Genomic DNA, 2,733 nt, shown 5'->3' on the forward strand with positions numbered 1-2,733 from the left:
ATATCTACCTGTAAAGTGTCGCCTACAATCTGGAGATCAGAGGCATCTGCGTAGATATCATATACAATAAAGTGGTTGTAATCAAAGCGATCAGGTAGTAAGTTTGCCCCAGCATCGTGGTACTGAAAAGTGATTTCTTCTAAACTAACCTCGCCAACTGTAAACAAGGGGGGAGTAGAGCGTTCCTTAGGTTTGCGAGGTTTCCGAATGATAGATTTTACGGTATCAATAAACCGAGTAATGTTTAGTGTAGCGTCTACCGCATCTTTCCGTAGGTTAAGAACCCCTCCTTTTACTTGAGCTTCATCAATAAGAATGTTACCATTATTAAAGCTGGTCCGTATATCAAAGTCGACCGTAAGGTGGTGGGCAATAATCATGGGTCGGTTCTCATCGTCCATAATTGTTACGCTATCCAATACCCCGGTATCAAACCATTTAATATGTACCCCTTCAATAGAAGTATGAAAACCAGTCCGTTCGGTGATAGTCTTAGCCAGATACTGAACCAGCCGGGTTTGTATTTGAGGTATTTGTACCGCACCTACTACCGCAATAAATAGTAGAATAAGAATAGCCATAAGCCATAAGATGGGCTTAGCAACTCGTTTAGTAATACTGCGGGTGGTATGGGGATTCTTTTCTTTCAAATTACACTAACACTCTGCTATATTGCGGCGCAGAATCTTATTGGTGGTGTTTAATAAGCAACTCCTCATTTCTACTAAATTATGCGTAAAAGTACGGCAACTAAAACTTCTTCCTCTATTATTCTGGCTGTAGAATCATCTTGCGATGAAACCTCAGCGGCTATTAGTAAAAACGGGGAAATACTTAGTAACATTGTTGCTACTCAAGCGGTTCACGAAAATTATGGTGGTGTAGTACCAGAATTAGCTTCCCGAGCACACCAACAAAATATTGTCCCAATAGTACATCAGGCTTTCCAGCAGGCAAATATAACAAAAACTATGCTGAACGCAGTAGCCTACACTCAGGGACCGGGCTTATTAGGAGCATTATTAGTAGGCTCTTCTTTTGTGAAGTCGTTCGCCTGGGGACTACAAATTCCTCTGATCGCTGTTAATCATATGCAGGCGCATATTTTGGCCCACTTCATAGAATCACCTCGCCCTCAATTTCCGTTTCTATGCTTAACGGTAAGTGGTGGGCACACGCAGCTAGTAGTAGTACGCGATTATTTAGCTATGGAAATTATTGGCGAAACGATGGATGATGCCGTAGGAGAAGCATTCGACAAGATTGCTAAGCTGCTAGGTTTACCTTATCCGGGAGGGCCTCATTTAGATCGTAGTGCTCAACAAGGAAACCCCGAACGATTTTCTTTTCCGACTACTTCAATGCCTGAGCTCAGCTTTTCGTTTAGTGGAATAAAAACAGCAGTACTTTATTTTTTGCGCGATCAGCTAAAGCAAAATGAGCAATTTATTAAAGAGAATCTACCTGATTTATGTGCTAGTGTACAGTCAACTCTTATTAATATGTTGTTAGAAAAAGTAGAAGCGGCGGCTAGTCAGACTGGGATTCGCGAAATTGCTATTGCGGGAGGGGTATCAGCTAACTCTGGGTTACGAAGTAAGTTGCAGGCACTAGCTATCCAAAGGCAATGGCAGGTGTATATTCCGAAAGTTGAGTACTGTACCGATAATGCTGCTATGATTGCTATGGCAGCTCACTATCAGTACTTAGCCGGACTAACCGATACACTGGCCACCAGCCCCAACCCCCGCCTTAAATTTGGAACTGAATAATGAATAGCGACTAATAACTAATGCGCAACTAAATTTTGTCACTCATCCATTTTTAGGTTGGTAGCTAGCGAATAGTCCGCCGGGCACAGTTTCTAGTAGTACAGAATACGTTAGTAAGGAGCGAGGCACCACCGCGCTTTGAAAAGCAGGAGTGGTTTGAATAGCATCTAAAAGTCCCTGACGAATTTTCTTGCGTTCGTTCGTACTAATTGTTTCAATAAGAGAACGCTGCAACAGTGCGTCTATATCAGGCTCTTGGGCTAAATACTTCTTTAGTAGTGGTAATTGCTCCTGAAGATAGGGCCGTAGTTTGGCCAGCAGATACATCATCATAGCTTCTACATCTTTATTACCATTAAGATACGGAATATTCTGCCAGTGCTCTACTACAAAACTCTCCACAGCAAGTACGCTATGTTGGGCTTTTTCTTTAGAAAGATGTAGTCTGTCACGTAGTTGGTTTAAAAAATCCCGTTCGGATTTGCTGATTACTTTATCAGACAAAATAATCATGGTGGCTAACTCAAGTAAGTATCGTTTAAGTACTGGAGATTTAACCTGATCCCACTTAATATCATCCATGCTCACTCGCTCCGAGATCATTTTCTTTCCTTGATCCTCCAGCTCTTCGGGTAATTGAGATAGCTCTAAGTAGTAATTTAAAAACTCTTTTTCCTCTTTCTCCACAATTCCGTTGGCCCAGGCAGCCGAAGAAAGCACGTATAAAATTAGCAATCGTAGCCGAGCGTGGCTCTTTACTATGCTGTCTCTCTTCTCCTTATCAGCGTAGGTTTGGATCCAGGGATGAAAACAATAGACATCAACAAAGGAAAGGGCACTGTGCATAATGGCTCTCCAGAAATCATCTTTAGCATCAGAGGTCATGGGTTGCGTGCGAATATCTAACGCCTGTTCAGAAAGATCTACGCCAGCCTTTGGTGAGCGAGTTAGAATGCCGCCC

Annotated in this window: 2 protein-coding genes and 1 pseudogene; 1 reads left to right on the top strand and 2 read right to left on the bottom strand. The window is 42.4% G+C overall.

The genetic code is table 11. The features are described 5' to 3' along the window. Positions 1-650 (bottom strand): annotated as a pseudogene (locus tag WBA23_RS03845) (hypothetical protein); the annotation flags it as partial. Positions 651-731: 81 nt separating this feature from the next. On the opposite strand from WBA23_RS03845, the gene tsaD reads away from it, so the two are divergent. Next, positions 732-1,772 (top strand): tRNA (adenosine(37)-N6)-threonylcarbamoyltransferase complex transferase subunit TsaD, encoded by a 1,041-nt coding sequence (gene tsaD, locus WBA23_RS03850; RefSeq protein WP_424580926.1) that lies wholly within the window; start codon positions 732-734, stop codon positions 1,770-1,772. Positions 1,773-1,814: 42 nt separating this feature from the next. Here the strand turns inward: tsaD and WBA23_RS03855 are convergent. Continuing rightward, the coding region (locus tag WBA23_RS03855) for a hypothetical protein (protein ID WP_424580927.1) at positions 1,815-2,733 on the bottom strand (919 nt) is incomplete at its 5' end.

The organism is Tunicatimonas sp., from assembly GCF_049647865.1.
Classification (GTDB): Bacteria; Bacteroidota; Bacteroidia; order Cytophagales; family Cyclobacteriaceae; genus Tunicatimonas.